The following is a 23,146-nucleotide window of genomic DNA, read 5'->3' as shown; positions in this document are numbered from 1 at the left end:
GGTGGTTCGGTGAATGGATTCGGATCGCGGCGGATGCGGCTCAACCCGACCGGTAGTCGTCGAGCATCGGCGCGAACATCTCGTGCCACGCGCGCGGCTTCGCCTTGATCGTGCCGGCCAGATACAGGAATTCGACGTAGTCCATCAACTGGTTCGGCAGCACCGAGAAACGCGTGTCGGGCGCGGCGAGCATCCGCATCACGTCGTCGTGCGACACGCCGACGCCCGACGACGCCGCGTAGAGCGCGGCCGCCGCGCGCGGGTCCTGCGCGATCAGGCGGTTCGCTTCGTCGAGCGCGCCGAGAAACGCGACGGCCAGCGCAGGCTGCGCATCGACGAGCCGCTTCGGCGCGAACACGACGTCGAGCGTCAGCGGGCCGAGCACGTCGACCGAACTCACGACGCGATGAATGCCCGGCTGCCGCAATTCGAGCGTCGAGAACGGCGGCGACGTGAAATGCGCGGTCACACCGTTCTCGCGGCGGATCAGCGCCTGCATCGCCTGCGGATGCGGCAGGTTCACGGTGATCGAATCGAGCTGCGCGAAATGCCTGGCGCCGAGCTGCCGGCTCGCGACCATCTGCAGCACGACCGCCGACAGCGACGTGCGGATGCCCGGCACCGCGATCCGGTCGGACGGCGTGAAGTCGCGCAGCGACACGAGGCCCGGCCGGTTCGCGTTCAGCGACAGCGACGTGGTCGACAGCCCGCTGATGCCGATCACCTCGACGTTCGGAATGCCGCGCGCCCGCGCCCACAGTTCGATGAACCCCGGCGCGCCGGCGCCCGCGAAATCGAGCGTACCGGCCATCATCGCGTCGTTGACGGAATTGCCGCCGTCGAGCAGCACCCATTCGACCGCGACGTCGCGCACGCCGTGGCGCGCCGCATGCCGCTCGAACAGCCGCTGCTTCTCCATCACGAGCAACGGCAGGTACAGCACGCCATAGCCTTTCGAGATCCGCACCGTGCGCGGCTTCGCGCGCACCCGCGCCGGCGCGGCGAGCACACCGAGCCCGGCGGCGATCAGCGCGCGGCGGCGCGGCGACATCGTCATGCGCACACCGCCGTGCGGCGGGCGGCCAGCGGCCACGCGCAGGCCGGCGTGGCGCCGCGGCGCGCGTTCGTCGTGCCCGTGACATGCTGCATGTTGCCGTCTCCTTGAGTATTTCTGGTATTAATGCCGTCCTTGCATCCTGCTTCCGGCTCGACACAGGTTATCGACCGAGTCTGAGAAAATGCTGACATCCCGGCCCCGGGAAAACCCCTAATCCACCTACCTGCAAACGGCATCATGCGCATTCTCGTCGTGGAGGACGATGCGGAAATCGGCGCGGCGATCCGCAGCCGCCTGGCCCGGCTCGGCCACGCCGTCGATCTCGAAACCGACGGCGCGACCGCGCACGGGCTGCTGCGCGTCGAGCGCTTCGATCTCGTCGTGCTCGATGCGAACCTGCCCGGCATGGATGGCTTCACCGTGCTGCGCAACCTGCGCGCGTCCGGCAGCACGACGCCCGTGCTGCTCGTCACCGCCCGCTCGGCGATCGACGACCGCGTGAGCGGCCTCGGCCTCGGCGCCGACGACTACCTCGTGAAGCCGTTCGACTATCGCGAACTCGACGCGCGCGTGCAGGCGCTCCTGCGCCGCAACAGCGGTCACGCGAACGACGTGCTGACGCTCGGCGGCCTCGTGATCGACCGCAGCAGCCGCCTCGCGGAACTCGACGGCCAGCCGCTGTCGCTGTCGCGCCAGGAATTCGCGCTGCTCGAAATCCTCGCGAGCCGCCCGCAACGCATCTTCTCGAAGGAAGAACTGCTGAACCAGTTGTTCAGCTTCGGCAACGAGCCGACCGCGAACGCGGTCGAGCAATACGTGACGCGCGTGCGCCGGAAGCTGCAGGGCAGCTCCGTCGAGATCCGTACCACGCGCGGGATGGGGTATCAGATTGCCGCGCATTGACTGGTTCCCGAAGACGCTGTTCGGGCGCACGCTGCTGTTCATCGCGCTCGTCGTCGCGACCGGCGCGCTCGCGCTCGCGGCGATCGCGCGCTACTACGCGGGCGTCGCGGCCGAACGCGCATACGACCAGTTGCTGGCGGGCGCGTCGATCCAGGTCGCCGAAAACCTCTACGTACAAGGCGGCGTGCTCGCGCTGAATCCGCCGGTCGCCGCGCTGTCGACACTGTCGCGCTACGACCTCGTCTACTACAAGGTCGTCGATTCGCGCGGCGTGGTCGTGGCCGGCTACAACGATCTCGCGAGCGCCGCGACGCTCGCCGCCGCGAAGCAGGGCCCCGCGTTCGCGAATGCCGTCTACCAGGGGCACCCGATCCGTACCGCGACGATCGCCCGCTACATGCCCGAGGAAAGCACGCCGGGCTGGGCGCTCGTGACGGTTGCGCAGACAACCAATGCGCGTCAGCAGCTGACGAACGACATGAGCATCAAGGTGTGGACGCTGATCCTGCTGATGAGCGTGCTCGCGATCGGCGCGAGCGGCCTCGCGATCCGGCGCGGCCTGCGCCCGCTCGCGCGGATCGGCACGATCATCGCCGCGCGCGACCCGGCCGACCTGCGGCCCGTGGCCGTCGATACGCCGAGCGAGATCGACGCGATCATCGGGTCGATCAACGGGCTGATGCGACGGCTCGCGGAGCGGATCAACGCGATGCAGCGCTTCATCGCCGACGCCGCCCACCAGATGCGCACGCCGCTCGCGCGGCTCGACGCGCAGATCGAGCTGCTCGACGGCGAGGCCGACCCCGCGCGCCGTGCGGCGCGGCTCGATGCGCTGCGCGCGACCTGTGCGGACGTCGGCCGGCTCACCGGCCAGCTGCTCAATCATGCGATGGTGATTCATCGCACCGAGGCCGTGCCGCTGCAACCCGTCGAACTCGTCGCGCTCGCGAAAGAGGTGCTGGGCCGCACGATTCCGCTCGCCGGCGAGCGCGACGTGGCCGTTGCGTTCGCGAGCGACGCGCCGCAGGCATGGATCGACGGCGATGCGATCAGTCTTCAGGAAGCGCTGTCGAACGTGCTGCACAACGCGTTGCTGCACGGCCATGCAGACGACATCGTCGTGTCGGTCGCAACCCAAGGCAACGCGGATCGGGCGGTGACGCTGACCGTCACCGACAACGGGCGCGGGATGCCGCGCGAGCACTGGGACGCGGCCTTGCAACCGTTCGTGCGGATAGCGCCGGACGGCAGCGAGCGCCGCACGGGGTCGGGACTCGGTCTCGCGATCGTGCAGGAAGTGATGAAGGCGCACGGCGGGCGCGTCGGGTTCGCGTTTCCGGAGGCAGGCGGGTTCGCGGTGGTGCTGACGTTTCCGCGTGCGGCGGCGACGCACGCGAATCACGCGTAAAGTGAAGGCCCCCTACACCGCCACCGCCTCCCCACCGAGATACGCATCGCGCACGCGCTCGTCGTCGAGCAACGCCTTCGCCGGCCCTTCCAGCACGACGCGGCCCGTCTGCAGCACGTATCCGTAGTGCGCGATCTCCAGCGCGAGGCTCGCGTTCTGCTCGACCATGAACACCGTCACGCCCTGCCGGTTGATCGAATCGATCAGTTCGAGCACCTTGTCGACGTAGAGCGGCGACAATCCCATCGTCGGCTCGTCCATGCAGATCAGTTTCGGCCGCGCCATCAATGCGCGCGCCATCGCGAGCATCTGCTGCTCGCCACCCGACAGCGTGCCCGCGCGCTGCGCGAGCCGCTCGCGTACGCGCGGAAACAGATCGAGCACGCGTTCGTAGTCGTCGGTCACCGCCGCGCGATCGCCGCGCGTGTAAGCGCCCATCAGCAGGTTCTCGCGCACGCTCATGTCGCCGAACAGCCGCCGCGCCTCCGGCACGGCCGCGATCCCGCGCCGCACGCGCTGCGGCGTCGCGAGCGCCGTCACGTCGTCGCCGTCGAAACGCACGACGCCGCGCTTCGGCCGCATCAACCCGAGAATCAGCTTCATCGTCGTCGACTTGCCGCTCGCGTTGCCGCCGAGCAGGCTGACGATCTGCCCGCGGCCGACTTCGACGTTCACGTCGAAATGCACCTGCACGGGCCCATAGAACGTGTCGAGGTGTTCGAGTTTCAGCAGCGCGTCCGTCATGGTCGTATCGGGTCTCGAAGAAAGTACGCTCATGCAGCCGCCTGCGCGGCACGACCGGCCGACGGGCCGCCCGCATGACGGCGGCCGAGATAGGCCTCGATCACGCGCGGATCGTGCCGCACGTCGCGCGGCGCGCCTTCGGCGATCTTCACGCCGTTGTCGAGCACCATCACGCGGTCGGACACGCGCATCACGAGTTCGAGCTTGTGCTCGATCAGCAGGATCGTCAGGCCGCGCGCCTTCAGCGACTGGATCAGTTGCAGCATCTCGGCGGTCTCCGTCTCGTTCATCCCGGCCGTCGGCTCGTCGAGCAGCAGCAGGCGCGGATGCAGCGCGAGCGCGCGGCCGATCTCCACGCGCCGCCGGTTCGCATACGACAGGCTGTGTGCCGGATGATCGATGCGCGGCGTGAGCCGTTCGCCGAACCCGGCGACGATCGCGCGCGCCTCTTCGCGCAGTTCGGCCTCCTCGCGCCGCACCGAAGCCGGCCGCACGAGCGCGCGCAGCACTTCGGCGGCCGCGCCGAGCGCGGGCCAGCCGGGCCGCGCCGCACGCAGCCGCGCATGCGCGCCGATCAGCACGTTGTCCAGCACGCTCAGGTTGCCGAACACGCGGCCATGCTGGAACGTGCGCGCGATACCGAGCGCCGCGAGTCGTTCGGGCGCGGTGCCGGTGATGTCCCGACCGTCGAACGTCACGCGGCCGGCGTCGGGCCGGTCGGCGCCCGCGATCAGGTTGAACAGCGTCGACTTGCCCGCGCCGTTCGGGCCGATCACGCTCAGCAGTTCGCCGTCCGCGAGCGTCAGGCTCGCGCCGTCGAGCGCGGTCACGCCGTCGAAGCGGCGTGTCAGGCCCTGCACGTCGAGCAGGGGCCGAGTGGTCGTCATCGCATTCCTCCTCACACCGTGCCGAGCAGGCCCTGCGGCCGGAACCGGACGAGCAGCAGCAGCACGAGGCCGTAGATCAGCATCCGGTAGTCGGCCGCCCAACGGAACAGCTCGGGCAGCCCGATCAGCGCGATCGCGCCGACGATGCCGCCGAGCACGTTGCCGAGCCCGCCGAGGATCACCATCGTCAACGCGAGGATCGACACCTGCGAATCGAAGGTCTGGTGATTGATGTAGCTGTACAGGTGCGCGGCGATCCCGCCACTCACGCCCGCCGCGACGCCGCCGACCGCGAACGCGATCGCCTTGTAGCGGTTCGGCGCGATGCCGTGCGCACGCGCGGCGACGTCGTCCTCGCGCACCGCGCGCAGCGTGCGGCCCAGATGCGAACGCAGCAGCCGCACCTGCACGAGCGCGAACACGACGAGCACCGCGAGCGTGAACCAGTACGCGGCGCGCGCGGTCGTCGCCCACGGCAGCGGCGCGATGCCGGTGATGCCGAGCGGGCCGCGCGTCAGGCCGTCCCAGTTCAGGATCACGAGGCTCACCACTTCGCCGATGCCGAGCGTCGCGATCGACACGTAATGCCCGCGCAGCCGGAATGCCGGATAGACGAGCAGCGTGCCGAGCACGGCCGTGACCGCGCCCGCGCACGGAATCGTCACGGCCGGCGACCAGCCGAGATCCGACGACAGCAGCGCCGACGCATACGCGCCGATCACGAGCAGCGCGGCGTGGCCGAGCGAGATCTGCCCGACCGTGCCCGCGACGAGCGTGAGGCTCAGCGCGAGCAACCCGTACAGCCACGCGTTGGTCAGCGTCTGCAGCACGTAAGGCGATGCGCCGAGCCACGGCAGCACGGCCGCTGCCGCGATCAGCACGACGAGCACCGGGCGCGGCACGCGCACGGCTTTCGCGGCGGCGAGGAAGGTGCCGGTCATCGGCTCCGGCGGCAGCGCGCGGTTCGCGCTGAACAAGCCGTTCGGCCGCCACACGAGGAACACGATCAGCAGCCCGAACGCGAACAGGTCGCGATAGCTGGTGCCGAACAGCGCGACGCCGTAGCTTTCGACGAGACCGAGCAGCAGGCTGCCGGCGATCGCGCCGGGCACGTTGCCGAGCCCGCCGATCAGCAGCGCGACGACGCCCTTCAGCGTCGCCTGGAAGCCCATCGCCGGATCGATGCTGTTGTAGTACATGCCGACCAGCAGCCCGCTCACGCCGCCGAGCGCGCACGCGATCGCGAACACGGTCTGGTTCACGCGGTCGACGTCGACACCCATCTGCAGCGCCGCGTCGCGATCCTGCGCGGTCGCGCGCACGGCCCAGCCGAGCCGCGTGAAGCGCAGGAAGCCGTACAGCAGCGCAGCCGCCGCGAGGCCGATGCCCGCGATCAGCAGGTCGAGCGAGCCGAGCGTCGCGCCGGCGATCCGCACGTGCCAGTCGGGCAGCGGCGTCGGCACCGCACGCGGATCCGCGCCGAACGCGAGTTGCGCGAGCTGGTCGAGGATGAAGCTGATACCGATCGTCGCGAGCAGCGGCGCGATGCGCGCGGCATGGCGCAGCGGCCGCAGCCCGATCCGCTCGATCGCGATGCCGAGCGCGCCGCAGCCGACGACCACCGCCGCGAGCGCAAGCGGCAGCGGCAGCCCGAAGCGCGTCAGGCAGAGCCAGCCGATGAATGCGCCGACCATGTACACCGAGCCGTGCGCGAAGTTGATCAGGTGCGACACGCCGAAGATCAGCGCGAGCCCGACCGCAAGCAGCGCGTAGATGTTGCCGACGATGAGGCCGTTGAGCGTGTAGTCGAGCCAGGAAGCCATCACGATGCGTCCGTCAGGTGCAGGCGGTTCATGTCGGGTTCAGCGCGCCGCGAGCTGCGGCTTCGCGCCGTCCCACAGCGCCCACTGCCCCTGCTTCACGACCAGATACACGGTGCGCGCGCCCGCGACGCGGCGTGTCTGCGGATCGAAGCGCACCTTGCCGAAGATCACGCTCGGCACGTCGGCGACCTTCGCGAAACCGTCGTGCGCGGCCTGGCGCGTCGTGCCGTAGCGGCGCAGCACTTCCGCCGACAGGATCAGCGCGTCGTAGGCACGCGCCACGAACGAATCGGGATCCGCGTGGAATTTCGCACGATAGCGCTGCACGAACGCCTGCACCTCGGGGCGCGGTTCGGCCGGAAAGAAGTTCGATTCCGTATAGACGCCTTCGACGGCCGTGCCGCCCAGTTCGAGGAACTTCGGCGAATACACGGAGCCCACCGCCGCGATCGGCAGCGCGACGCCCGACGTGCGCGCCTGGCGCACGATCTGCGCGCCGTCCGCGTAGTACGAGATCAGCACGATCGAATCGGGCTGCGACGCGCCGATCCGCACGAGCGTCGAGCGGAAATCCTTCTCCGCCGGCTGGTAGCCTTCGGCCGCCACGACCTGCGCGCCGAGCCCGGTCACGGCCTTCGCGAAGATGTCCTTGCTGGTGCGGCCCCAGTCGGTATTCAGGTACAGCACCGCGATCCGCTTGAAGCCGAGCGCCTTCACCGCGTAGCGCGCGAGCAGCGGCTGTTCCTCGGCCTGGCTCAGCGCGGTGCTCCACAGATAATCGCCGCCCTTCGTGAAATCCGGATGCGAATTCGTGAAGCCGAACTGCACCAGCTGGCCACGCTGATAGATCGGCGACGCAGCCATCGACGTCGCGCTCGAGAAATCGCCGAGCTCGATCGCGATGCGCGGATCGGCGACGAACTTCTGCGCGATCGCCACCGCCTGGCGCGGGTCGCTGCGGCTGTCCTGGAAGTCGATCGCGAGCGGCCGGCCGTGAATGCCGCCGCTGCCGTTGATCTCGTCGAGCGCGAGATCGAAACCGCGCTTCCACTGCTCGCCGTATTGCGCGTCCTGGCCCGTGAGCGGCCCGCTCACGCCGATCACCACCGGCTCGCCCGATACGCCGGCCGCGAGCGCGCCGCCCGTCGACAAGCCCCATGCGGCAGCGAGCGCCGCCATCGTGCCCAGCACGCGTCGCCATGCGCCGCGCGCGTCGTTCCCCGAAACGTTCATGCGTCCCCCAACGTCAGTCAGTCGAAAAGATTGAGGGCATGTAACCATCCGGTTCAGGACGATCCAACGAAGTTTTGCGCATATCGATATCGCACGCGGCGCGAAGCAGGCGACGCTCGTGAACGGTCGTCCATCCGTCGCACGTCGAGCGACGTGCGCACACCCATCGCATCGCGTTGATTCGATTGACGTTTCGTTCTCGTCACCCCGCGCAGCCGGCGCGCATGCGCACAAGGCGGGCCAACGCGACGGCCGCGCGCTTCGCAGTTTTCCCGCTGTCGATAGCAAAAATCATTATATGAATCGCGCATGCTCGCACTCCTACAATGCGCAAATTGCATCATCGGAACGCGTCATGGAGCTGCATCAACTCGAAGCCTTTTCCGCGGTCATGTCGGCCGGCAGCGTGACCGGCGCGGGCGAACTGCTCGGCCGCTCGCAACCGGCCGTCACGCGGCAGATCCAGGAACTCGAAGCCGATCTCGGCTACGCGCTGTTCGACCGGCATGGCCCGCGCGTCACGCCGACGCGACGCGCGTTCCTGCTGTACGAGGAAGTCGAACGCTCGCTGGTCGGCCTGCGCGCGATCGAGGCGCGGGCGCGCGCGCTCGGCGACGAAAGCGCCGAACCCGTGCGCATCGCGGCCACGCCGTCGCTCGCGGCCACGCTCGTACCGGCCGCGCTCGCCGCGCTGCCCGACGGTGCGCATGCGCCGCACTATCAATTGCGCAGCGAATCGGCCGAGCATGTCGTGCACGAGGTGCTGGCCGGCACGGCCGATGTCGGCGTGCTCACGCTGCCGATGGCGCATGCCGGGCTCGACGTGCAGTGGATCGCGCAGACCCCGTGCGTCGCCGTGCTGCCCGCCGGCGACCCGCTCGCGGCAAAGCCGCGCATCGCGCTGCGCGACCTCGCGCGGCGCCGCATCGTGACGGTCGCGAACCGGCACCGGTTGCGCCAGCGGATCGACGCGGCGTTCGCCGCCGCGCGCGTGGAGGCGCGCGTATTCATCGAAACCAACGCGTCGCTGAATGCGGTCATGGCCGCGCGCGCGGGCATCGGGATCGGCATCGTCGATCCGGCCACGGGCGTCGCGCTGCCGGTGGACGGCGTCGTCGCGCGCCCGCTCGACGTCGACATCCCGTTCGCATTCGGCGTCGCAACACCGGCCGGCAAGGCCCGCACGGCGGCCGTCGATGCGCTGCTCGACGCGCTGTATCGCACGACGCGCGCGCTGCTCGACGACGTGATCTTTCACGACGCCGCCGCGCACGACGCGCTGCTGCGCGGCGACCGGCTGCGCACCGATCGCGCGACGCGCCCGCCTCGCGCGGCACGGACTCGCCGCGCGCGCCCGGAGGCCGCATGACAACCCCGCTCGACGCACTCGAAGCGCGGCTCGCGCAGGACCTGCGCTGGCTCGACCTGCCCGCGCCGTCGTGGGTGCCGCCGCGCGAAGCGGACGGCGCGCGCGTGCTCGACGTCGCGATCGTCGGCGGCGGCATGGCCGGGCTCGCGGCCTCCGCCGAGCTGCGCCTGCTCGGCATCGACAACCAGTGCGTGATCGACCGCGCGCCGGCCGGCTACGAAGGCCCGTGGGTCACGTTCGCGCGAATGGAGACGCTTCGCTCTCCGAAGCAGCTTGCGGGCCCCGCGCTCGGCCTGCCCGCGCTGACGTTCCGCGCATGGTTCGAAGCGCAATACGGCCGCGACGCATGGGACGTGCTCTACAAGATCCCGCGCCCGCAATGGATGGACTACCTGCGCTGGTATCGGCGCGTGCTCGACCTGCAGGTGCGCAACGACACGACGCTCGTCGCGCTGCGCCCGCGCGACGACGGGTTGCTCGCGCTCGACGTGCGCGGCAACGGCGAAGCACAGACGCTGCTCGCGCGGCACGTCGTGCTCGCGACCGGCCGCGACGGGCTCGGCGGTCCGTACGTGCCGCCCGTCGCGCAACGCGCGCCGCGCACGCGCTGGGCCCATTCGTCCGAGCCGATCGACTTCGCCGCGCTCGCGGGCAAGCGCGTCGGCGTGGTCGGCGCAGGCGCGTCCGCGTTCGACAACGCGGGTACCGCACTCGAAGCCGGCGCCGCCCGCGTCGACCTGTTCTTCCGCCGCGCGGACATTCCGCGCATCAACAAGCTGACGGGCATCGGCAGCCCGGGGCTCGTGCACGGCTACGCGGATCTCGACGACGCGACGAAGTGGCGCTTCATGCACTACGCGCTGACGTCGCAAACGCCCCCGCCGCGCGACAGCGTGCTGCGCGTGTCGCGCCACGGCCATGCGCATTTCCATGCGGGCAGCCCGATCGACACGCTCGCCGACCGTGCGGACGGGCTGGAAGTGACGACACCGCGCGGCCGCTGCACGGTCGACTTCCTGATCTTCGCGACGGGGTTTCATTCGGACTGGACCACGCGCGAGGAATTCGCGTCGTTCGGCGCACACGTGCGGCGCTGGAAGGATCGCTATCGGCCGGACCCGGCGCTGTGGCTCGACGAGCTGGCCGAGTCGCCCGATCTGGGCCCCGCGTTCGCGTTCCAGGAGCGCGAGCGCGGCGCCTGCCCGGCCGTCACGCGAATCCATTGCTTCAACCATGCGGCGAGCCTGAGCCACGGCAAGCTGTCGGGCGATATCCCGGCCATCAGCGCGGGCGCGCAGCGGCTGGCACGCGGCATCGCGAGCCGGTTGTTCGATGCCGATCGCGAGCGCCACTACGACGCACTCGTCGCCTACGCGAACGCGGAGTTGCAGGGCGACGAATGGCGCGACGCCGATGCCCTCGATCACTTTGACGACGAAGGAAAACCGAAACGATGACTGACTCCATCACGCCGGCCGTCGTGCCGGATACGATCGACGCGGCAGCCGGCCTGCGCGAAGGCGACGCCGTCGCCACGCTGCGCCGCGCCCGCGACAAGGTGCGGTTGCCGACGCAACTGAGCGAAGCCGCGCTGTTCGATCCCGCGTTGCCCGATCTTTCGCCGATCGAACGGCTGCATGCGGCGCGGTATGTCGCGCGGCAGTCGAATGCGCACGCGCTGGCCGACATCTATCGCGCCCGGCTGCTCGACGCAGGCGGTACGCTCGACGACATCGAACAGGCGGATGCCGATGCGTTCGACGCGCTACCTCGACGCCTCGGCGCAATCCTCTTGCACGCGAAACGCCTGACGCACGCGCCGGCCGACGCGCGCGCATCCGACCTCGACGCGTTGAAGTCGGCCGGACTCACGACGCCCGCGATCGTCGCGCTGTCGCAGCTCGTCGCGTTCGTCGCGTATCAGTTGCGCGTCGCCGCTGCCGCGCGGGCGCTTCAGGCACGTGCCGCGAAGGAGGCCGCATGACGACTGCCGCCCACGGCTTCACGTCCGATACGCTCGGCTGGCGCGCCTGGCTCGACACGGTGTCGCTCGACGCGGCGACGCCCGATCAGCTCGCGGTGCTCGAAGCGAGCCATCCGCAAGCGAAAACGTCCGACTATTACCTGCTGCTCGTCCATCTTCCCGAGATCCTGCGGCAGCGCTCGGCCGTGTTCAACGCGATCATGTACGGCCCCGGCGGGTTGTCGCGCGCGGAGCGCGAACTGGCGAGCACGGCCGTATCGCGCGTGAACGGCTGTGTGTACTGCGCGTCGGTGCATGCACAGCGCTTCGCGCAGCTCGCGAAACGCACCGATGCGATCGAACAGGTGTTCGACGATCCGGCGACGGCCGGCACGACGGCGCGCGAACGCGCGATCGTCCGCTATGCGATCGCGTTGACCGAGCGGCCCGACGCGATCGACGAGCACGACATCGCGGCACTCGAAGCCGAAGGGTTGACGCACGAGGAGATTCTCGACCTGTCGCACGCCATCGCGATCTTCGCGTGGGCGAACCGGTTGATGCTGACGCTCGGCGAGCCGGTGTTCCCGGCACCGGCGGCCAATGGCTGAGCGCACGGAAGGACGTGGCGCGGGCCGGGGCCGCGTCACGCCTTGTGCGTCGACAACAAAATACTCGTCTCGGTATTCGCGATCCCATCGATCAACCGGATCGCGCCGAGCACGCGATCGAAGTGCTCGAGCGAATCGGCATGCAACTCGGCGACGAGATCCCAGCGCCCGTTCGTGCTGTGGATCGACGCGACGTTCGGATGCCCGCGCAGCACCTTCACCACTTCCGCGCCGCGATTGCCCTGCACCGCGATCGACATCAGCGCGCGGATCCGGTGCCGTTCGGCCGCCGGCTTGAGCCGCACCGTATAGCCGACGATCACGCCGTTCTTCTCGAGCCGCGTGAGCCGGTTCTGCACGGTCGCGCGCGCCACGCGCAATGCCTTCGCCAACGCGACGACGGGCAGTCGCGCGTTGTCGCGCAGCAGCGCGATGAGCTGACGGTCGACGTCGTCGAGCGTGATCATGAACGGCCTTCCTGTTGAGCGTGAACCGGCCGCCAGCGTGCCGAAGGCGGCCTGTTGCGGCCCGCGCAAACTGGTCAAACTGCCGGAATGGGTTGGCAATGTGCAAAGTCTACCGAGGAATCTGCCACTTTTGCCGTCTTTTTGTTGGCTCGACTCGCGGAAATAATGACTCCATCGACCGGCCGACGCGCCGCGCCGCCGCTTTTTTCGGCAAGCCCGGATTCGCGCCGACGCCCTGCCCGGCCGACCCGAACGCCCGGACACCCGTACCGGCACCGAATATGGAGACAGACCGATGACTCGCTTCCTCGACGTTCCCGCCACCGCCCGCCTGGTCGCCCGAACCGGCGTCACGACGTTCTTGCGCGAACTCGTCGACACGCTGCGCGCCGATTACCTGCACTGGGCCGATTTCGACAAGTCGCCGCGCGTCGCGTGCCACTCGCGCGACGGCGTGATCGAACTGATGCCCGTCGCGAACGCGTCGTTGTTCGCGTTCAAGTACGTGAACGGCCACCCCGTCAATGCGGCGCGCGGCATGCACACGGTGATGGCGTTCGGCGCGCTCGCCGAAGTCGATACCGGCTACCCGCTGCTGCTCGCCGAACTCACGCTCACCACCGCGCTGCGCACGGCCGCGACGTCGGTCCTCGCCGCGCAGGCGCTCGCCCGGCCCGATTCGCGCACGATGGCGCTGATCGGCAACGGCGCGCAAAGCGAATTCCAGGCGATCGCGTTCCACACGCTGCTCGGCATCGACGAAATCCGCGTGTTCGACGTCGATCCGCGCGCGACCGACAAGCTCGTGCAGAACCTCGCCGCGTATCCGAAGTTGCGCGTCGTGCGCGCTGCATCGACCGCCGACGCCGTGCGCGGCGCCGACATCGTGACGACCGTCACCGCCGACAAGGCGTACGCGACGATCGTCACGGCCGACATGATCGAGCCCGGCATGCATCTGAACGCCGTCGGCGGCGATTGCCCGGGCAAGACCGAGCTCGAGGCGGGCGTGCTGAACGCGGGCCGCGTATTCGTCGAATTCGAACCGCAATCGCGCATCGAGGGCGAGATCCAGCAGATGCCGGGCGACTTCCCCGTCGTCGAGTTGTGGCGCGTGCTGCAAGGCGAGACGGCCGGCCGCGAGCGCGCGAGCGAGGTCACGGTGTTCGACTCGGTCGGGTTCGCGCTCGAGGATTACTCGGCGCTGCGCTACCTGTATGCGCTCGCGCAGCAGCACAACGCGGGCGTCGAGATCGCGCTGATTCCGCCGGCCGTCGATCCGAAGAACCTGTTCGCGCTGATTGACGATCCGGCCGCGATCGCGCACGGTCACGCGGCGTTCGTGACCGAAGCCGTCGCCGCGTTCGCGCGCTGACCGTGCCGCGCGGGCGGCCTGTACGCCGCCCGTTTTCCGCCCTTCGCTCCCGCTCTTCATGAATCTCGTATCGATCCAGGCGCCGTCCGCCGTCGTGATGATCCGGCCGCACCGCTTCCTGCCGAACCCGCAGACCGCGGCCGACAATGCGTTCCAGCGCACGGCCGGCGGCGGCGCGGGCGACACGCCGGCGGTGTCGGCCGCCGCGCGCGACGAAGTCACGGCCGCCGCGCGCACGCTCGCCGATGCGGGTGTGCGCGTGCACGTGTTCGACGACCACGGCGAGCGCGACACGCCCGACTCCGTGTTCCCGAACAACTGGTTCTCGACGCACCCGGGCGGCCATGTCGCGCTGTATCCGATGCACTGCCCGAACCGCCGCCGCGAGCGGCGCGCGGACGTGATCGAGATGCTGAAGGCCGAGTATCGCGTGCAGGACGTGATCGACTACTCGGGCCTCGAATACGACGACGTGTTCCTGGAAGGCACCGGCGCGATGGTGCTCGACCACGTCGCGCGGATCGCGTACGCCGCGCGCTCGCGGCGTGCCGATCCGGTCGCGCTCGAACGCTTCTGCACGAATTTCAACTTCGAGCCGATCTGCTTCGACACGGCCGATGCGAACGGCAAGCCGATCTATCACACGAACGTGATGATGAGCATCGCCACCGAGTTCGCGATGGTCGGCCTCGACCTGATCGCCGACAGCCGCCGCCGCGGCGAGATCGCGCAACGCCTGACCGAAACGGGGCGCGCGGTGATCGCACTCGATCACGCGCAGATCGCGAATTTCGCGGGCAATACGCTGGAATTGTCGGGGAAGGATGGCCGCGTGCTCGCATTGTCGCGGCGCGCATACGATTGCCTCGCGCCGGCGCAGCGTGCGACGATCGAGCGCTCCGCGCGATTGCTGCCGCTCGACGTGCCGACGATCGAACTGGCCGGCGGGTCGGTGCGCTGCATGCTCGCGGCGATTCATCTGGCGCGGCGTTCGACGGCGCCGCGTGACGGCGTCGCAGTCGAACCGGCGGAAAAGCGGCACGATGCGGTGCCGCACGCCTGAACGAAGCGAGGCTCCGGCATCGCGCCGCGGTTGGCGGTTGGCGGTTGACGTGATGCTTCGGCCTCCGAACAAGATCGAAGCACCCTGTCGCGCTTTCAATCGGCCAGCAGCTTCAACCCTGCCGGCAACGTCTCGCCGAATACGCGCACCGTGTCGGCTTCGTCGAACGCGATTGCTTCACGAACCATGTCGATCCACGTCGCCGATGCATTCGCGGCCGCCAGGCGCTTGACGACGGCCTCACGCGTGTCGTCCGGCAGGTCGCGCGAGCGGTCGCCCGTCATCCGCGCGATCTGTGCCACCGCGAACGCCGCGGGCTCGACCTGCTTCCAGTCGAGCGCGAACAGCGCATCGAGCCAGCCGATGACGATTTCCGGCGGCACGACGCCGTGCGCGCTGCCGTAGAACGGCCGACGCGCGCCGATCCGCCCGAGCGCCCATGCGCACAACGCACGTTCGGCCGGCTTCTGCAATTGCGCGATCAGGCGCTCGGCGAGCTCGACCTTGCGCTCGACGGGCAGCCGTTCGAGCGACGCGGACAGCCGCGTCATGTCGGCCGGACCGACCTTGGCCGGATCGAACGGCAGCTTGCGCCGCTTGTCGTCGGACGGTTCGAGGAACGCGATCGCGTCGCGCACCTGCGTCTGCGCGGCGTCGTCGAGGCCGCCGGCCACGCGCCGCCACAGCGTCCACCACTCGGACCACACCTGGGCGTCGGTCACGTATTGAATGCCGTCGTCGAACAGCGGCCACAGCTGCTCGATGCGCCACGCATCGAGCGGATGGCCGAAACCCGGACGCAGGCAATACCCGGCAAGGTTCAGCCAGGCGCGCTCGTGATCGGCCGAGCGACGCCGCCGCCGCGCCCGCGCAAGCAAGGCGTCGAACAGTTCGCGTGCGAGCGCGACGTCCCAGTCTTCGCGCGCGCCGAGCACCTGTTCGAGTTGCGCGCGCAACCGGCGCGTGTCCTTCGGCGTCACGCCCGCGGCCTTGCTGCCGAACGAGCGCTCGATCAACGCGATCGCCTGGTCGAGACGCGGATGCCGCGTGGCCGCGGCATCGTCGCCGTGAACCGGCGCATCGCCGCGCAACTGGAATTCGAGCCGCCAGCGGCGCGTCGCGTCGTCGGTCGCGATGCAATGCATTTCGAGCGTGCCGACCTCGGTCAGCGACGCGGTGAGCTTCACCGGCGTCGTGCGCGCGTCGCTGCCCGCCTTCGCGTCGACGACCGTCGCGATCGGCGGTAGCCGCACGAAATCGCCGCCGTCGAGATCGACGAGATCGCCGGGTCGATATTGCGTGTCGGCCACCGTCGACACGAGGTGAAAACGCACCGGCTGCCCGAGCTGCAGCGCGAACGTGCGATCGTCGAGCCGGATCTCGCGGCCCTCTTCCGCACCGCGCGGCAGCAGGCAGACGCCGCGTGCGGCCGCATCGTCCGCGCCATCGTCGAGCACGAGGAAATAGCTGCGCGCGGAGCCGCCGCCGATGCGCGGCGCATGCCCGGCACGCGCGAGCCCGTAGGCCACCGCGCCGCGCGCGACGGCCACGTCGGGATGCGCGTTGTGCAGTACGTCGAGCGGCGCGCCGCGCCACGCGCCGAGCGTCTGCGCGAGACGGCCGGCGAGCGCGCCCGCGCGGAACACGCCGCCGTTGAGCAGCAGCGTGTCCGGCAGCGGGCCTTCCGCATGACGTGTCAGGAATGCGGCGACGTGGCGCGTGACGGCCGCGTCGCTCGCATACGGCAAGCCGAATTCGACGATCGCGGCACGCGCACGGCGCGGCAGTTCGCCGGCATCGACCTGCGGAAAGAACCCGTCGACGACGATCCGCTCGACTTCCTGCCGTGTCAGCTCGGCCGAGCGCGCGCCGCCGACGAGCTTGCTGCCCGCGCCGAGCAGCGTGACGGTGACGGACGCCGGCGCGTCGTCGCCGAGCAGCCGCTCCTTCGCCGCGCGGCAGCGCTCGACGAGTTGCGACAGGCTCGCGGCCGACAGCCGCGTACCGGGCTCGGTCAGCCGCGTCTCGATCAGGCGCGCGAGCGCGAGGTCCATGTTGTCGCCGCCGAGCATCAGATGGTTGCCGACGCCGACGCGCGTGAAGGTCGGCTCGCCGTCGTCGCCCGGCGCGACGTCGACGAGCGTGAGGTCGGTCGTGCCGCCGCCGACGTCGCAGATCAGCACGCGCCGCGCGGCGGCGAAGGTGTCGCGCAACGTGTCGCGCTGGCCGTACAGCCAGTCGTAGAACGCGGCCTGCGGCTCTTCCAGCAATCGCAGCGCCGGCAGCTTCGCGCGTCGCGCGGCCTCGACGGTCAACGCGCGCGCACCGTCGTCGAACGACGCGGGCACCGTCAGGATCACGTCCTGCTTCGCGAGCGGCGCATCGGGAAAGTGCGCGTCCCACGCGTCGCGCACATGCGCGAGATAGCTCGCGCTCGCATCGACCGGCGACACCTTGTCGACGCCGTCGGCCGCGCCCCACGGCAGGATCGCCGCGAGCCGGTCGACCGCCGCGTGCGACAGCCAGCTTTTCGCGCTCGACACGAGCCGGCCCGGCACCTGCGCGCCGAGCGTGCGCGCGTAACGGCCGATCACGGCCGGCGGCGCGTCGTCCGCACCGCCGTCACGACCGGCCGAGCCGCCGCTCGAATGGGTGCGCGCGCCGCGCGCGCCGGCCGCCTGCCACGGCAAGCGCAGCGCGTCCGGCGGCAACTCGCCCGCCGCCGGGTGATAGCGCACCGACGGCAACAGCGGCTGCGCGGCCACCGCGCCCGGCCCGACCAGTTGCTCGACGTCGAACACGCGGATCGCGTCGGAACCGGCCTCGACGTATGCGACGACGGTGTTGCTCGTACCGAGGTCGATGCCGACCGTATAACGCTTCATCGTGCTCAGGCGGCGCCGCGCACGTCGAACTCGACCTTCCAGCGCTCGTTCGTGCCGCTCGGGATCGCCTCGAGTTCGAGCGTGCCGGCTTCGGTCACGCGCGCATGCAGCTTCACCGGCACGACTTCGCCGACCGTACGCCCTTCGGCGGGCAGCGTCGCCTGGATTTCTTCGAGTTCCTGCAGCTCGTCCGGCGACCAGTAGTCGAGCAACGTGCCGACCTGATCCTGACGGCGCACCGACGAACCGAAGAAGCGGAACTGCACCGGTTCGCCGACGACGAGGCCGAACTCCTGCGGCGGCAGCGCCGCGTCCGAGCCTTCCTCCATCCCGAACGGCGCGACGCACAGCGCCTGCACCGGCGGTTCGAGCCCCGGCACCGCGGGCATCGCCGATTCGATCGCGACGTAGTACGCGCGCGCCGTGCCGCCCCGAATGCGCACGCCACGGCCGCGCTTCACGTAGCCGTAATACGCCGCGCCGCGCGCGACCGCGAGATCGAGATCGGCGCCTTCGAGCAGGCGCGCGGGCGGCGCGCCTTCGGCGGCGAGCCAGCCGTTGAGCGTGTCGAGCACGCGCTGCGTGAGCAGCGTCGACTTGAACACGCCGCCGTTGAACAGCACGGCGGTCGGATGCAAGAACGTCGCGCCGGGCGGCAGCGTGCGCTGGACGCCTTCGAGCGTGTCGAGCGCCGCGACCTGGCGGCCGAGGAACGCCGCGAGATGGCGCGTGATGCCGGCGTCCTGCGCATACGGCAGGCCGAGCTGCGTCAGGCCGACGCGCGCGCGGCTCACCGGCCGCGCGGCGGCGTCGACTTGCGGGAAGAAGCCTTCGAGGATCGTCTGCGTGAGTTCCGCGCGCGTCAGCTCGGTGCGGATCGAGCCGCCGATCAGCTTCGAGCCGCGGCTCGGCACGACGAGCGGCACCGCATCGGTGGTCGGGTCGGACAGCAGCGTTTCCTTGGCCGAGCGGCACGCGTAGGTCAGCGCGCGCAGTTGCCACGGATCGGCCTGCGTGCCCTGCTGCGCGAGCTTGCGCGCGACCACGTGCGCGAGCGCGAGGTCCATGTTGTCGCCGCCGAGCAGGATGTGCTCGCCGACGGCCACTCGATGCAGTTCGAGGTTGCCGTCGCGCTCGACCACCGCGATCAGCGACAGGTCGGTCGTGCCGCCGCCGACGTCGACGCACAGGATCAGGTCGCCGACCTGCACCTGCTTGCGCCAGCCGCCTTCGCTCTTCTGGATCCAGCTGTAGAGCGCCGCTTGCGGCTCTTCCAGCAGCGTCATCCGCGAGTAGCCGGCGGCCCGCGCGGCTTCCGCCGTCAGTTCGCGCGCGGCTGGATCGAACGATGCGGGGATCGTGACCGTCACGTCCTGCTCGGCGAATGGCGCGTCCGGATGCGCGTGGTCCCACGCCTCGCGCAGGTGCGTCAGGTAGCGGATCGAGCTTTCCAGCGGCGACACGCGTGCCACTTCCGGCGGTGCATCGCTCGGCAGGATCGCCGCGCGACGGTCGACGCCCGGGTGGCACAGCCAGCTCTTCGCGCTCGACACGAGGCGGATCGGCGTGCCGGCGCCGCGCGTGCGCGCCATTTCGCCGACCGCGAACGCACGCGAAGCCGTCCACGGCAGCGTCAGGTCGCCCTGCGTCAGCTCGCTTTCATGCGGAAGATAGAGGAACGACGGCAGCAGGTCGCGCGATTCCAGCGCGCCGGGCGCGGTGAGCTGCGCGATCGGCAGCACGTGCTGCACGATCTTTTCGCCGTCGCTCGTGCTGCTGTCGACGTACGACAGCGCGCAATGGGTCGTCCCGAGGTCGATGCCGATCGAATAGCGCGGATCGCTCACAGTTCCACCTCCGCCGGCGCGATCACCGAGGCGTCGTGGCTGCCCGTCAGCTTCGGCAGGCGCACGTCGGACACGCGCCAGCCGCGATGGCTGACGGTGCCGGTGAACGGCGCGGCGCCGACCACGTTACCCGTCACGCGCACGGCCGTCGCGTCGAAGCCGGCCGGCAGCGTCACGCGGCTGCCTTCGGCCTCGTCGCGCACCGGCACGATCGTGAAGTGTTCGCGCAGCGCGGCGCGGCAGCCGTCGTGCACGAGGCGCGCGGCGGCGCCGATGTCGGCGTCCGCGTAGCCGGCGATGTCTTCCTCGACGAAATCGATGAAGCGTGCATCGCGTTGCAGCAGGCCGAGCAGTTGCAGCGCGGCTTGCGGGCTCGCTTCGCGCAGCTCGGGGGCCGGCGCCTTCACGGGCGCCGCGGCCGGTGCCGGCGCAGCAGCGGGTGCCGGCGCTGCCGGGGCCGGGGCAACCGGCGCCGCCGTCGGGACGCCGTCGCGCACGCGCAGCACTTCGGCCGCGAACTCGCGGTTGCCGAGCACGGAGAAGAACGTGCCGACGGCCAGCGACAGCCGGCCGAAGAAGGACAGGTTGGATTCGGGCATGGGGTCTGGACTCCTGTGGGCTCGCAGCACGGCGAGCGATCTTGCCTGGGCGCCCGGCGGCAACGTGCGGAATGCGCACTGCCGCCGCCCGGCGCGTGATTCGAACGCGCCCTCGCGGGTGCGGAAAACCCGTATTTTGCCCTGTGGCGGGCGAACCGGGCAGAAGTCGGGGGACAGAACACCGCGGCGCAGCGGTTTCGGCCGCGCCGAATCGCCAGTCGGGTGCGCCCCGAGCGCGATGCTGCGACGCGTCAGCGCGGCTTGCGCCGCCGGGCCGCCTTCGCTTCGAAATCGCGCGACAGCATGCCGAGCGTGACTTCGCCGAAGCGCGCGAGCAGCGAGGCTTCGGCCTCCTTCAGCGTCACCGTCAGATGCGCGTTGACGGCCTGCTCGACCAGGCACTCGGGCGCATCCTCGGACACCAGGTCGGAAAACAGCGGCGGCTCGCCCACCGCGCGATAGACGTCGAGCAGCGTGATGTCGTCGAGCGCGACGCTCAGCGCCCAGCCGCCGCCGTGCCCCTTCTCCGACTGCACGTACCCGCAATCGCGCAACCCGCCGAGCAGGCGCCGCACGACGACCGGGTTCGTGCACAGCATCGTCGCGATCGTCTCCGACGTCAGCGGGCCGTCGGCCTGGTCCATGTGGATCAGCGCATGCAGCATGCGCGACAAACGGCTGTCGGTTCTCACGGGCGGGACTCCTCTTTCTCGAAACTTCTGAAGTTGCATGAATGATACCATCGCCCTATCATGCAACTTCACGTGTTTCATGAGTTGTCCGCCAGCAGAGCACGTGGTCATTCACGCAAGTTCAGAAAGGAGTCGATGCATGCATTCCCATCATGAAGTGATCGTGATCGGCGGCAGCTTTGCCGGGTTGTCGGCCGCGATGCAACTGGCGCGGGCACGCCGCCGCGTGCTCGTGATCGACGCCGGCCGGCCGCGCAACCGCTTTGCGGAACACGCGCATGGCTTCTTCGGGCAGGACGGCAAGCCGCCCGCACAGATCGTCGCCGAAGCAAGCGCGCAGCTCGCCGCGTATCCGACCGTGCAGCGCGTCGACGGCGAGGTCCGCACCGCCGAACGCGGCGCGGACGGACGCTTCGACGTGACGCTGGCCGACGGCCGCCACGCGAGCGCCGACCGGCTGATTCTCGCGACCGGCATCCGCGACGAACTGCCGGCGCTGCCCGGGCTCGCCGAACGCTGGGGCATCAGCGTGCTGCACTGCCCGTACTGCCACGGGTACGAGGTCGGCGGCCAGCGGCTCGGCGTGCTCGCCACGCATCCGCTGTCGGTCCATCAGGCGATCCTGATTCCGGACTGGGGCCCGACGACATGGTTCACACAGGGCTTGGTCGAAGCGAACGAAGAAGAAGCCGCGTTGCTCGCTGCGCGCGGCGTGCGCATCGAGCGCTCGCCGGTCGTCGAGATCCTCGGCGATGCGCCGCATATCGACGCGCTGCGGCTCGCCGACGGTCAGGTCGTGCCGATCGACGCGCTGTTCATCGGCGCGCGCACGACCATGGCGAGCGAGCTTGCGCAGCAGCTCGGCTGCGCGTTCGACGAAGGGCCGCTCGGCCCCGCGATTCGCGTCGATACGTGGAAGCAGACGAGCGTCGCCGGCGTGTATGCGGCCGGCGACGCGTCGAGCCTGATGACCAATGCGACGTTCGCGTCGGCATCGGGCGTGGCGGCCGGCGTGGGCGCACACCGGTCGCTGATTTTCGGGCTGGACGCGTAGGCGGGTGCGGTAAGCGCGGCGTCACGATCGATTCGGAAAACTCAATGTATCGGACGAACGTGACAGACGCGTTCGGGTGGTCCTCGTCGGCGCCGCCCGGCGCCACGCCGATGGCTTCGCCGCGCGATGTGCGGTTTAATGCTTGCCATCATCCGCATCAAGAGCCATGAAATGCTCGACCTCGACGACCTTCGACTCGTCCGCGCGATCGGCACGTCGCGTTCGCTGGCCGCCGCCGCCCGCCTGCTCGATCTCACGCCGCCCGCGGTCACGATCCGCCTGCAGCGGATGGAGGCGCGCCTGTCCGCCAGGCTCGCCGTGCGGCAGCCGAAAGGCATCGCGCTCACCGACGAAGGGCAGCGGCTGTACCAGGAAGCCGTCGGCATTCTCGAGCGCGTGGAGGCGCTGCCGGTCGGCATCGCGGGCGACCACGGCGACGTGCAGGGCACGCTGCGCGTCGTCGCCCCGCTCGGCTTCGGCCGCAAGTACGTCGCCCGGATCGTGCGCGACCTGCACCGTGCGCATCCGAAACTCGACATCTCGCTCCACCTGTCGGAAAGCCCGTTGACCAGCGCGGCGGGGGCCGACGTGGTCGTCCATGTCGGCAGCCTCAAGTCGTCGTCGTGGATCGGCTATCCGCTCGCGCCCAACGAGCGCTTCCTGTGTGCGAGCCCCGCGTACGCGCGCCGCATCGAGGACCTGAACCATCCGTCCGACCTGGCACGATACGACTGCCTGTGCCTGCGCGAGAACGACGAAGACATCCCGCGCTGGCGCTTCTCGCCCGGCAGTGGCGTCAAGGGCGAATCGCGGCGCTCCGCCGTCATCCGCGTCACCGGCGCGCTGTCGTCCAACGACGGCACCGTCATCACCGAATGGGCGCTCGCCGGGCTCGGCATCGTCGAACGCTCCGAGTGGGACGTCGCGCCGCTGCTCGCGAACGGCAAGCTCGTCCGGCTGCTGCCCGGCTGGCACCTGCCGCCCGCGCCGGTGACGGCGCTGTTGCCGTCGCGTACCGGCCGTTCCGCGCGGCAGCGCGTGTTTCTCGATGCCGCGCGGCGATTTCTCGATCCGCCGCCGTGGCGCGGCAGGGCGTGAGCCGGGGCCGCGATCCGCGAGATTCGGCCCATTAAATCCGGCTTAATGACGGATTAGTCCTGCATTAA

20 protein-coding genes are annotated in these 23,146 nt (G+C 70.0%); 10 read left to right on the top strand and 10 right to left on the bottom strand.

From position 1 onward, the window contains the following. Nucleotides 1-40: 40 nt before the first annotated feature. Entirely contained in the window at nucleotides 41-1,057 is a 1,017-nt protein-coding gene (locus WS54_RS02535; RefSeq protein WP_059784530.1) for an ABC transporter substrate-binding protein, read from the bottom strand. A gap of 237 nt (nucleotides 1,058-1,294) precedes the next feature. Here WS54_RS02535 and WS54_RS02530 point away from each other — a divergent pair, with 237 nt between their 5' ends. Both WS54_RS02530 and WS54_RS02525 read left to right on the top strand, forming a co-directional pair. After that, complete coding sequence (locus WS54_RS02530) at nucleotides 1,295-1,960, top strand: response regulator transcription factor (RefSeq protein WP_059784533.1); 666 nt, start codon at nucleotides 1,295-1,297, stop codon at nucleotides 1,958-1,960. Next, the gene (locus WS54_RS02525; RefSeq protein WP_059784535.1) at nucleotides 1,947-3,368 is read left to right on the top strand and encodes a sensor histidine kinase; all 1,422 of its coding nucleotides are present in this window, start codon (nucleotides 1,947-1,949) and stop codon (nucleotides 3,366-3,368) included. Before WS54_RS02530 ends, WS54_RS02525 begins: the two co-directional genes overlap by 14 nt. A 12-nt stretch (nucleotides 3,369-3,380) precedes the next feature. On the opposite strand, the gene WS54_RS02520 is transcribed toward WS54_RS02525, so the two are convergent. Genes WS54_RS02520 through WS54_RS02505 form a run of 4 tightly spaced genes read right to left on the bottom strand, consistent with a single transcriptional unit; the run spans nucleotide 3,381 to nucleotide 8,055 of the window. Continuing rightward, entirely contained in the window at nucleotides 3,381-4,145 is a 765-nt protein-coding gene (locus tag WS54_RS02520; RefSeq protein WP_059784538.1) for an ABC transporter ATP-binding protein, read from the bottom strand. Next, a complete protein-coding gene (locus WS54_RS02515) occupies nucleotides 4,142-4,999 on the bottom strand; it encodes an ABC transporter ATP-binding protein (protein ID WP_059784540.1) in 858 nt (285 codons plus the stop codon). The genes WS54_RS02520 and WS54_RS02515 overlap by 4 nt, the downstream gene beginning before the upstream one ends. Nucleotides 5,000-5,010: 11 nt before the next feature. Next, nucleotides 5,011-6,822 (bottom strand): ABC transporter permease, encoded by a 1,812-nt coding sequence (locus WS54_RS02510; RefSeq protein ID WP_034205461.1) that lies wholly within the window; start codon nucleotides 6,820-6,822, stop codon nucleotides 5,011-5,013. 39 nt (nucleotides 6,823-6,861) lie between these two features. Continuing rightward, nucleotides 6,862-8,055 carry an ABC transporter substrate-binding protein gene (locus WS54_RS02505; RefSeq protein WP_059784543.1) on the bottom strand — a complete coding sequence of 398 codons (1,194 nt, stop codon included), beginning with the start codon at nucleotides 8,053-8,055 and terminating at the stop codon, nucleotides 6,862-6,864. A gap of 355 nt (nucleotides 8,056-8,410) precedes the next feature. On the opposite strand from WS54_RS02505, the gene WS54_RS02500 reads away from it, so the two are divergent. The 4 genes from WS54_RS02500 to WS54_RS02485 are packed head-to-tail and all read left to right on the top strand — an operon-like array spanning nucleotide 8,411 to nucleotide 11,998. Further along, nucleotides 8,411-9,424: a LysR family transcriptional regulator gene (locus tag WS54_RS02500; RefSeq protein WP_059784546.1), complete on the top strand. Its 1,014-nt coding sequence runs from the start codon at nucleotides 8,411-8,413 to the stop codon at nucleotides 9,422-9,424. Next, nucleotides 9,421-10,881: an NAD(P)-binding domain-containing protein gene (locus tag WS54_RS02495; protein WP_059784549.1), complete on the top strand. Its 1,461-nt coding sequence runs from the start codon at nucleotides 9,421-9,423 to the stop codon at nucleotides 10,879-10,881. Before WS54_RS02500 ends, WS54_RS02495 begins: the two co-directional genes overlap by 4 nt. Then, entirely contained in the window at nucleotides 10,878-11,408 is a 531-nt protein-coding gene (locus tag WS54_RS02490) for a CMD domain-containing protein (RefSeq protein WP_059784552.1), read from the top strand. Before WS54_RS02495 ends, WS54_RS02490 begins: the two co-directional genes overlap by 4 nt. Beyond that, entirely contained in the window at nucleotides 11,405-11,998 is a 594-nt protein-coding gene (locus WS54_RS02485) for a peroxidase-related enzyme (protein WP_059784554.1), read from the top strand. The genes WS54_RS02490 and WS54_RS02485 overlap by 4 nt, the downstream gene beginning before the upstream one ends. 35 nt (nucleotides 11,999-12,033) lie before the next feature. Here the strand turns inward: WS54_RS02485 and WS54_RS02480 are convergent, their stop codons facing one another. After that, entirely contained in the window at nucleotides 12,034-12,465 is a 432-nt protein-coding gene (locus WS54_RS02480; protein ID WP_059237585.1) for an Lrp/AsnC family transcriptional regulator, read from the bottom strand. A 295-nt stretch (nucleotides 12,466-12,760) separates the two neighbouring features. Here WS54_RS02480 and WS54_RS02475 point away from each other — a divergent pair, with 295 nt between their 5' ends. Both WS54_RS02475 and ctlX read left to right on the top strand, forming a co-directional pair. Then, entirely contained in the window at nucleotides 12,761-13,840 is a 1,080-nt protein-coding gene (locus tag WS54_RS02475) for an ornithine cyclodeaminase (RefSeq protein WP_059784557.1), read from the top strand. A gap of 58 nt (nucleotides 13,841-13,898) precedes the next feature. Further along, nucleotides 13,899-14,903: a citrulline utilization hydrolase CtlX gene (gene ctlX / locus WS54_RS02470; RefSeq protein WP_059784559.1), complete on the top strand. Its 1,005-nt coding sequence runs from the start codon at nucleotides 13,899-13,901 to the stop codon at nucleotides 14,901-14,903. 95 nt (nucleotides 14,904-14,998) lie between these two features. On the opposite strand, the gene WS54_RS02465 is transcribed toward ctlX, so the two are convergent. The 4 genes from WS54_RS02465 to WS54_RS02450 all read right to left on the bottom strand — a co-directional run bounded on the left by WS54_RS02465 (nucleotide 14,999) and on the right by WS54_RS02450 (nucleotide 20,926). After that, nucleotides 14,999-17,788: an Hsp70 family protein gene (locus tag WS54_RS02465; protein ID WP_059784562.1), complete on the bottom strand. Its 2,790-nt coding sequence runs from the start codon at nucleotides 17,786-17,788 to the stop codon at nucleotides 14,999-15,001. A gap of 5 nt (nucleotides 17,789-17,793) precedes the next feature. Beyond that, nucleotides 17,794-19,635, bottom strand: coding sequence for an Hsp70 family protein (locus WS54_RS02460; RefSeq protein WP_059784564.1), 1,842 nt, complete (start codon nucleotides 19,633-19,635; stop codon nucleotides 17,794-17,796). Then, a complete protein-coding gene (locus tag WS54_RS02455) occupies nucleotides 19,632-20,234 on the bottom strand; it encodes a DUF2760 domain-containing protein (RefSeq protein ID WP_059784566.1) in 603 nt (200 codons plus the stop codon). Before WS54_RS02455 ends, WS54_RS02460 begins: the two co-directional genes overlap by 4 nt. A 251-nt stretch (nucleotides 20,235-20,485) precedes the next feature. Beyond that, on the bottom strand, nucleotides 20,486-20,926 hold the full coding sequence (locus WS54_RS02450; protein WP_059784569.1) for an RrF2 family transcriptional regulator: 441 nt from the start codon (nucleotides 20,924-20,926) through the stop codon (nucleotides 20,486-20,488). A 139-nt stretch (nucleotides 20,927-21,065) separates the two neighbouring features. Here WS54_RS02450 and WS54_RS02445 point away from each other — a divergent pair, with 139 nt between their 5' ends. Both WS54_RS02445 and WS54_RS02440 read left to right on the top strand, forming a co-directional pair. Next, nucleotides 21,066-21,980, top strand: a complete 915-nt coding sequence (locus WS54_RS02445; RefSeq protein WP_059784572.1) for an NAD(P)/FAD-dependent oxidoreductase — start codon at nucleotides 21,066-21,068, stop codon at nucleotides 21,978-21,980. Between the two features lie 138 nt (nucleotides 21,981-22,118). Next, entirely contained in the window at nucleotides 22,119-23,078 is a 960-nt protein-coding gene (locus WS54_RS02440) for a LysR substrate-binding domain-containing protein (RefSeq protein WP_059784574.1), read from the top strand. The last annotated feature ends 68 nt before the right edge of the window (nucleotides 23,079-23,146 follow it).

Source organism: Burkholderia sp. NRF60-BP8, from assembly GCF_001522585.2.
In the GTDB taxonomy this organism is placed as follows: Bacteria; Pseudomonadota; Gammaproteobacteria; order Burkholderiales; family Burkholderiaceae; genus Burkholderia.
This window is presented reverse-complemented; position numbering and strand designations above follow the sequence as displayed.